6 protein-coding genes are annotated in these 7,300 nt (G+C 74.2%); 2 read left to right on the forward strand and 4 right to left on the reverse strand.

Features of this window, described 5'->3' with window-relative positions; all coding sequences use genetic code 11:
- A partial coding sequence (locus FV229_RS23700) for a DUF1800 domain-containing protein (RefSeq protein ID WP_147754306.1) occupies positions 1-1,108 on the reverse strand: 1,108 nt, incomplete at its 3' end.
- A gap of 231 nt (positions 1,109-1,339) precedes the next feature.
- Here FV229_RS23700 and FV229_RS23705 point away from each other — a divergent pair.
- Together FV229_RS23705 and FV229_RS23710 are read left to right on the forward strand one after the other, a co-directional pair.
- Positions 1,340-2,059: a response regulator gene (locus FV229_RS23705; RefSeq protein ID WP_147754307.1), complete on the forward strand. Its 720-nt coding sequence runs from the start codon at positions 1,340-1,342 to the stop codon at positions 2,057-2,059.
- Positions 2,056-3,453, forward strand: coding sequence for an ATP-binding protein (locus FV229_RS23710; protein WP_147754308.1), 1,398 nt, complete (start codon positions 2,056-2,058; stop codon positions 3,451-3,453). The genes FV229_RS23705 and FV229_RS23710 overlap by 4 nt, the downstream gene beginning before the upstream one ends.
- Before the next feature lie 12 nt (positions 3,454-3,465).
- On the opposite strand, the gene FV229_RS23715 is transcribed toward FV229_RS23710, so the two are convergent.
- The 3 genes from FV229_RS23715 to rsmD form a co-directional block, all read right to left on the reverse strand.
- Positions 3,466-5,175 carry an IlvD/Edd family dehydratase gene (locus tag FV229_RS23715; RefSeq protein ID WP_147754309.1) on the reverse strand — a complete coding sequence of 570 codons (1,710 nt, stop codon included), beginning with the start codon at positions 5,173-5,175 and terminating at the stop codon, positions 3,466-3,468.
- 457 nt (positions 5,176-5,632) lie between these two features.
- Entirely contained in the window at positions 5,633-6,610 is a 978-nt protein-coding gene (locus FV229_RS23720) for an NAD(P)-dependent oxidoreductase (protein WP_246688315.1), read from the reverse strand.
- 44 nt (positions 6,611-6,654) lie between these two features.
- Entirely contained in the window at positions 6,655-7,269 is a 615-nt protein-coding gene (gene rsmD / locus FV229_RS23725) for a 16S rRNA (guanine(966)-N(2))-methyltransferase RsmD (protein ID WP_281406746.1), read from the reverse strand.
- Between the last annotated feature and the right edge of the window lie 31 nt (positions 7,270-7,300).

A 7,300-nucleotide genomic window follows, 5' to 3' on the forward strand; every position in this document is an offset into this window, starting at 1 on the left:
CGCGCAGGGTGCGGCCGTCGCCCGCGCCGATGCCGGGCACGAGGCGGGCCGCGCTCAGCACGAACTCGTAGGGCGTCTTGAACTTGCGCGGGGCCGGGTCCCACGCCTCCGGCGTCGCGACGAGGGCGGCGGCCACCACGGCGAGGTCGCCGTCGCCCTCGCGGTAGGCGGTGGCGAGGCGCGCCACCGCGCCGTCCGGCGGGTCGTCGGCGATGAAGTGGGTCGCGAGCTTGCGGGCGAGGTGGCGGGCGGTCGCCGGGTGGCGTGCGAGCGCGTCCAGCACCGCGTCGCCCTGCTCCAGCCCGCCCGGTTCGTAGGTCCGGCCGAGGATCGTCGCCGGGCCCGGCTCGTGCCGGTTGGGACTGAACAGGAAGCGCCCGGCATCCGGCCGGTCGGCCCGCGGCGGCACCCAGCCGCGCCCGGTGAGGACCGCGGCCAGCGCCGTGACGTCGGCCTGGCCGTAGCCGCCGTCGACGCCCAGCGTGTGCAATTCCAGGGTCTCGCGGGCGAGGTTCTCGTTGAGGCCGAGGCCGCGGCGCGCGCCGGCCACCGAGCCCGGGCCGACGGAGCGCTGGTTGTCGAGGTAGACCAGCATCGCCGGGTGGCGCTGCACGGCCCGGAGCATGTCGGCGAAGCGCCCGAGCACGTGCGGGCGGATCGCCTCGCGCTCGAAGGCGCCGGCGAGCACGCGGACCAGCCCCTTGTCGGCCGAGACCGCGAAGTGGTTGGCGAAGAACAGCGCCAGCCGCTCGACGAAGCCGGCCTCCGTCGCCACGCCGTGCGCGAGCCGCGCCGCGAACTCGGCCCGCCCGATCGTTCGCCGGACCTGCCCCGGATCGGCTGCCTTCGCCTTATCGACCGGCTGCCCGGGATCGACCGGCTGCGCCGCAGGCTCGGCCGCCGGATCGCGCTTCGCCCGGCGGGCCTGCGCGAGCTGCCTCGCCGCCGCATCGGAGGACGGGAGCGCAGGGTCGTCGATCAGGGCCGCGGCGGGCTGCGACAGCTGCGCGCGAAGCCATCCGCGGGGGTCGGCGGCGATGCGGGCGACCTCCCCCGGCCGCGCGCCGACTCCGAACCGGTTGAGCGCCAGGACGGCGTCCGTGGTCATCGCGTCGATCCTTCGATCCCCCCGCGGCGCACCGCACCGGCGGCTTGGCGAATCGGGTTGGCAAATCGGGTTGGAACGAACCTTGGCCTCGGCCTGTCGCGCAACGATCCCGGGCCGGCGGACTTTCGTGTCGAGCTGTCGCAGGCCGGAGCGCCGGATACATCTTGCGACGTTGTTTCCCGCGCCCGCGCGCGGGCCGCCGCTAGGATCGGCGGCGAAAGGCTCGACGACATGGACGCTGCCCACCTGCTGGTCGTGGACGACCACCGCGACATCCGCGACCCGCTGGCCGCCTACCTGCGCCGCCACGACCTGCGGGTGAGCGTGGCGGCCGACGCCGCGGCGGCACGCACGATCCTCAACACCAGCGCCATCGACCTCGTCGTCCTCGACGTGATGATGCCCGGCGAGGACGGGCTCTCGCTCTGCCGCCACATCCGCGAGGTGCACGACACGCCGGTGATCCTGCTGACTGCGATGGCCGAGCAGACCGACCGGATCGTCGGTCTGGAGATCGGCGGGGACGACTACGTGACGAAGCCCTTCGACCCGCGGGAGCTGCTGGCACGGGTGAAGAACCTGCTGCGCCGCGCCGCCGCCCTGCCGCGGGAGCGGGCGGAGCCCGGCGCGCTTCGCCTCGCCTTCGACCGCTGGGTCCTCGACGGCGACCGGCGCGAGCTCGTCGGCGAGGGCGGCGAGGCGGTGGTGCTCAGCACCGCCGAGTTCCGCCTGCTCGCAGCCCTGGTGCGGCGCCCGCGGGTGGTGCTGTCGCGCGACCAGCTCCTCGACCTGACGAGCGGCCGCACCGCCCAGGCCTTCGATCGCAGCATCGACAACCAGGTCAGCCGGCTGCGGCGCAAGCTCGAGCGCGACCCGGCCCATCCCGAGCTGCTGAAGACGGTGTGGGGCGGCGGCTACGTCTTCGCCGCCGACGTGCGGGAGGTCCGGTGATCCGCCTGGTGCCGCGCTCGCTGGTCTGGCGGCTGGCGCTGCTGCTCGTGCTGGCGGTGGTGGCGGCGCAGGCCGCCGCCTTCGCGATGTTCGCGAGCGAGGCGACCCGCGTCGGGCGGGCCGCGGGACGCACCCAGGTGATCGACCGCATCGCCATCCTCGTGCGCCTGCTCGACACGGTGCCGGCGGACGCGGTGCCGGGCACCATCGCGGCCTTCAACTCGCCGCGCCATCACTTCTCGATCGGCCAGGGAAGCCTCGTCCCCGACGGGGCGATGGACGCCGACGAGGCGCGGCTGGCGCACGGGCTCGATCGCAGGCTCCAGGCGGATGCGAGCGAGGCGCGGCTCCTCTTGGTGAAGCGCGACTTGGTCAAACACGGCTCGGTCAAACACGACTCGGTCGAGCGCGACGTCGCGGACGCTCCCGGCGCCGAGGAGCGCCGGGCCAAACCGGAGGCGCTCCAGGTCTCGGTGCACCTCGCCGACGGGCGCTGGCTCAACGGCGAGGCGCCGGTCGCGCTGCCGACGCCGCCCTGGATGCGGATCGGCCTGTTCCAGATCGTCGCCAGCGTCGTCGCCGTGCTCGTCGCCGTCGGCCTCGGGCTGCGCGGGGTGGTTGGGCCGGTGACCGCCCTGGCGCAGGCCGCCGAGGAGGCCGGGCGCGGCACCCTGGTCGCGCCCCTGCCGGAGCCGGGGCCGGCGGAGCTGAAGACGATGACGATCGCCTTCAACCGGATGCAGGCGCGGCTCCGGGCCTACGTCGACGACCGCACAAGGATGCTGGCCGCCGTGAGCCACGACCTGCGTACCCCCATCGCCTCGCTGTGGCTTCGCGCGGAGATGGTGGAGGACGAAGCGTTGCGCGCCGGCATGGTGCGCACGCTGGGCGACATGAAGCGGATGGTGGAGGCGACCCTGTCGTTTGCCCGCGACGACGCCGCCTCGCAGGCGAGCGGACCCCTCGACCTCACTGAGCTTGCCCGCACCCTGGTCTCGGACCACGTGGCGCTCGGCCGCGACGTCACCCTGTCGGCGCCCGAAACCCTGCCCTTCGCAGGGAGGCCCGACGCCCTGCGGCGGGCGCTGGACAACCTCGTCGAGAACGCGGTTCGCTATGGGGCGCGCGCCCGCATCGCCCTCGACCGCGACGGGGCGGACGTGCGCATCCGGGTCGAGGACGACGGGCCGGGCATCCCCGCGGACCGGGTCGAGGCGATGTTCGAGCCCTTCGCCCGCCTCGACGACTCGCGCAACGACGAGACCGGCGGCACCGGGCTCGGGCTGGCCATCGCGCGCTCGGCGATCCGCGCGCATGGCGGCGAGATCCGGCTCGCGACCCTGCCGCAGGGGGGCCTGCGCGCGGAAATCGTCCTGCCGGGCGCGGAGGGCTAAGGTTGGGAGCGGTCAGCCGGCCTCGGGCGTCGCGCGCATAAAACCGAAGTCGCAGCCCTCGTCGGCCTGCTCGACCGTCTCGTAGAGCAGGCGGCTGTATCCGCGGGCGGCCCAGGCCGGGCGCTCGGCCGGCCCGGCCTCCGACCGGCGGCGCTCCAGCTCGGCCGGTTCGACCAGGAGGTCGATCCGCCGGCCCGCCGTGTCGAGGCGGATGCGGTCGCCAGTGCGCACGAGGCCGAGCGGGCCGCCGTCGGCCGATTCCGGCGTGACGTGCAGCACGATCGTGCCGAAGGCGGTGCCGCTCATCCGCGCGTCGGAGATGCGGACCATGTCCTTCACCCCGGTCGCCAGGATCTTCTTCGGGATCGGCAGGTAGCCGGCCTCCGGCATGCCGGGCGCCCCCTTGGGGCCGGCGTTCTGCAGCACGAGCACGTCGTCAGGGCCGACGTCGAGGTCGGGGTCGTCGATCCGTGCGGTCATGTCGGGGATCGAGGCGAACACCACCGCCCGGCCCTCGTGCTGGAGCAGCGCCGGGCTCGCGGCGCTGTGCTTGATCACGGCGCCCCGCGGCGCGAGGTTTCCGCGCAGCACCGCCATCGCGCCCAGCGGCTTGATCGGGTTGCCGCGCGGCCGGATCACGTCCTGGCCCGGCACGTCCTCGGCCGCCGCGACCACGTCGCGGAGCGTCCCGCCGGCCACCGTCCCGGCGTCGAGGTCGATCAGGTCGCCGAGCTGCGCCATCAGCTTCGGGACGCCGCCGGCATGGTGGAAATGCTCCATGTAGTGCTCGCCGGACGGCTTCAGGTCGACGAGCACCGGCACGGCGCGGCCGAGCCGGTCGAAGGCGTCGAGGTCGATGCGGTGCGGCGTGCGGTTGGCGATGGCGGTGAGGTGGATCAGCCCGTTGGTCGAGCCGCCGATCGCCTGGAGCACCACCTGCGCGTTGCGGAACGCTTCCGGCGTCAGAAGCGCGCTCGGGCGCGGACCGCCCGAGACCGCCATCTCGGCGGCGCGCCTGCCGCTGGCCTCGGCGAGGCGGATGCGCTCGGCATGGGGCGCGGGGATCGTCGCCGACATCGGCAGCGACAGGCCCAAGGTCTCGGTGATGCAGGCCATGGTGCTGGCCGTGCCCATCACCATGCAGGTGCCGACGGACGGCGCGAGCCGGCCCTCGACGGCGGCGATCTCGGCCGCGTCGAGCTGGCCGGCGCGGTGCGCGCTCCAGAGCCGGCGGCAATCGGTGCAGGCGCCGAGCACCTCGCCCTTGTGGTGGCCGACGACCATCGGCCCGGTGGGGATCACCACCGTCGGCAGGTCGGCGCTCGCCGCCGCCATGATCTGGGCCGGCAGGGTCTTGTCGCAGCCGCCGATCACGATCACCGCGTCCATCGGCTGGGCGCGGATCATCTCCTCGGTCTCCATCGCCATCAGGTTGCGCAGGAACATCGAGGTCGGGTGCGCGAAGCTCTCGTGAATCGAGATGGTGGGGAACACCATCGGCATCGCGCCGGCCAGCATCACCCCGCGCTTGGCCGCCTCGATCAGCGCCGGCACGTTGCCGTGGCACGGGTTGAAGTCGCTGGCCGTGTCGGTGATGCCGACGATCGGCCGGTCGAGGGCGTCGTCGGAATAGCCCGCCGCCTTGATGAAGGCCTTGCGCAGGAACAGCGAGAACCCGGCATCGCCGTAGCTGGTGAGACCCTTCCGCAGGCCCTTGCTCATCGTCTGCTCCTTCGATCCGGACAAGCGCGCGCCCTATCGCGAACGGGCCACCGTATTCGCACGTTTCGTCATGGCGTCGGACGACGCGCGGGTTCCCCTCTCCCCGCGGGCGGGGAGAGGCCCGCACGGACCTCGTCGTCCGTGCGGGAAGCGAAGGCAACGCCGAAGCGAGGGTGAGGGGGTGCGAACGGATGTGGTTCCTCCGTGGCAGCCCCCTCACCCTCGGCTGCCGCCTCGCTTCGCCGACGACGAGGTCGGCAAAGCCCTCTCCCCCACCGAAGTCGGGCCTGCCCGATTTCGGCAGGTAGGTTCGGATCTCGGGCAAGCCCGAGATCCACGCGGGGCGAGGGGATGCGCGCAAAGCGAACCGCCAGTACCGGCATGCGCGAATCCGGTCGCCCCGCGCACCGTCACGGCCCCCGAGCGCACTTCGGACCCAGGCCGCCGGCGATCGCCCTCAACGCTCCAGCGCGGCCGGGTTCACGAGGTTCCGCGGGCGCTCGCCCGCCAGGATGCGCAGCATCTCCTCGGCGGCGCCCAGGCCCATGGCGCGCAGGCTCGTGGCGGTGGTGCCGGCCACGTGCGGCGTCAGCAGCAGGTTCGGGCAGGCGTGGAGCGGGTGGTCGGGCGCCAGCGGCTGGTGCTCGAACACGTCGAGCGCCGCGCCGCCGAGCCGGCCCGCGTTCAGGGCCGCCGCCACCGCGTCGGTGACGACGATCGGCCCGCGGGCGACGTTGATCAGCACCGCGCCCGGGCGCATCCGCCCGATCAGCGCCGCGTCGACCAGCCCCCGCGTCGCATCCGTCAGGGGGCAGGCGATCACCACCGCGTCGCTCTCAGAGAACAGCGTCGCGACGTCCACCGGCTCGACGAGGCCGCCATGGTCCGAGGCGGTCCGCGACGAACCGAGCACGCGCAGGCCGAAGCCGTGGCGGGCGATCCCGGCGACGCGGCGGCCGATCTCGCCCATCCCGAGGATGCCGAGGGTGGAGCCGCCGACCTCGGCGAGGTCGTTGGCGCGGGTCTTGGCCGCGAGCCAGCCGTCCCGGCGCAGGCGGGCATCGAGGTCGGCGAGCCGCCGCCGCAGGGCGAACAGGGCGGAGAAGACGTACTCGGCCACCGCGCCGGTGTTGCTGCCGGGCAGGTTCGCCACGGGAATCCCGCGGGCGGTGGCGGCCTCCAGCGGCACGAAGTCCAGCCCGACCCCGTGGCGGACGATGCCGCGGAGGTTCGGGGCGTGGTCGAGGATGTCGTCGGGCAGCTGCGCGCGCACGATCATCCCGGCGGCGTCGGGGGCGAGCGCCCGCAGCGTCGCCGCGGCGGTGTCGGGGGCGACGACGACGCGGGCATGGGGCGCCAGCATCGCGACCGCGTCGGCGTGGATCGGGTTGGTCAGGAGGACGAGGGGCAAGGGGGCGATGGACGGAGGGGTCAAGGAAGCGCCTTTCTCACCGGGTGCGAACGCGCCGTATGCGGACCTCAGCCGGTGAAGCGCGCCAGCGTCACCGCCGTGTCGCCGTAAGTCCGCCGTTCGAGCTCGGAGAACCCTGGGGGCAGGGCGACGACGGCGCTGGCGACCTCCTCGACCACCACCAGGGCGTCCTGCGTCAGCCAGCCGCCCTCGGCGGCCGCGGTGAGCGCCGCCGGCGCGAGGTCGCGACCGTAGGGCGGATCGCAGAACACCAGGGAGAAGCGCCCAGTGGTACCGGAGGGGCCGAGCTTGGTCGCGTCGCGCCGAAACAGCCGGGTGCGCCCTTCGGCGCCGAACTGCTCGATGTTCTCACGGATCACGCCGCGCGCCTCAGCCCCCTCGTCGACCAGGAGCGCGTAGGCCGCGCCGCGCGACAACGCCTCGAAGCTCAGGGCGCCGGTGCCGGCGAACAGGTCGAGGATGCGGGCGCCCGGCACCGCGTCGTCGTAGGCGTGGGCCAGCACGTTGAACAGGGCCTCGCGCAGGCGGTCCGTGGTCGGGCGGATCGCGTCGGAGCGCGGGGTGGCGAGGCGCCGGCCGCGCCAATCCCCGCCGACGATCCTCACCGCCCGCCGCGGCCGGGCGGACGACCACCACCGGGCCGGCCGCCGAACCCGCCGGATGGCTTCCCGCCGAACCCTCCGGGCTTGCCCC

The organism is Methylobacterium sp. WL120 (assembly GCF_008039465.1).
Classification (GTDB): Bacteria; Pseudomonadota; Alphaproteobacteria; order Rhizobiales; family Beijerinckiaceae; genus Methylobacterium; species Methylobacterium cerastii.

Coding starts and splice junctions, on each gene's coding strand:
- FV229_RS23705 (WP_147754307.1), top strand. CDS start 1,340: ATGGACGCTGCCCACCTGCTGGTCGTGGACGACCACCGCGACATCCGC.
- FV229_RS23715 (WP_147754309.1), bottom strand. CDS start 5,175: ATGAGCAAGGGCCTGCGGAAGGGTCTCACCAGCTACGGCGATGCCGGG.